This window comes from Methanobrevibacter sp. 87.7 (assembly GCF_002208625.1).
GTDB lineage: Archaea > Methanobacteriota > Methanobacteria > Methanobacteriales > Methanobacteriaceae > Methanarmilla.
Genome location: NZ_MRCT01000285.1, coordinates 1 through 862 on the forward strand (window position 1 = coordinate 1; position 862 = coordinate 862).

Sequence of the window (862 nt, forward strand, 5' to 3'; positions counted from 1 at the left end):
GTTAATTACAATTCTTAATTTAATTAAATTTTAAAAATTAGTTTTTCAATATTTATATTGTTATTTGTTCATTTTTTTATTAATTTTATATTCTTATTTAAATTTTATTCTATTTTTTTAATTATATATTATAAAAAACAATAGAATTATATATTATGTATTCACAATTAATAATTATATTTTATAAATTTGTATTTATATATGAAATTATTGTGGGGATTTAAGTATGGTTAATAATAGTGGAAAAACAGATATTAATTTAATTTTAGCAAATAGTTTACGTGATTTGCTTATTGAAAAACCATTTGAGAAAATTAAAGTTATAGATATTTGTAATGAGTCAAATATTCCAAGAAGTACTTTTTATTATCATTTTAATGATAAATATGAATTATTAGAATATACTATTACTTCATTATCTAATAAACTTACTAAACAAGTTATTAATAATTCTTCTGATGATTTTTCTCAATACCTTAAAAATTTTATAAAAGTCTTTGTTGTTTATTTAAATGAAAATAAGAATTTATACATTTCAGTAATTCATAAAAATAAAGATGAATTTACCTTAAATATTCTATTTAATAAAGTTTGTTCTGATTTAAAAGAAAGATTATATGAAGAAAAGCTAAAAGGAAATATTAATCCAGATATTCCTATTGATTTTTTAGCAGAATTTTATATAGGTGGATTTGCTAGACTTAGTCAATTTTGGTTACTTAATACAGATATTTATAGTGCTGATGATTTATATAATGCACTTTCTAAATTGTTTTTTTATAATTTAAATAAATAATATTTAATTTATTCTAAATTTAACTTATATTTTCTATCCATTTTTAATTTAAGTATTCTTATTATT

General features: G+C 16.5%; 1 protein-coding gene. It reads left to right on the top strand.

Annotated features, from left to right (window positions below; all coding sequences use genetic code 11):
* Positions 1–226: 226 nt before the first annotated feature.
* Positions 227–796 (top strand): TetR/AcrR family transcriptional regulator, encoded by a 570-nt coding sequence (locus tag BGI41_RS08470; protein ID WP_198945434.1) that lies wholly within the window; start codon positions 227–229, stop codon positions 794–796.
* Positions 797–862 lie beyond the last annotated feature (66 nt).

Coding starts and splice junctions, on each gene's coding strand:
- BGI41_RS08470 (WP_198945434.1), top strand. CDS start 227: ATGGTTAATAATAGTGGAAAAACAGATATTAATTTAATTTTAGCAAAT.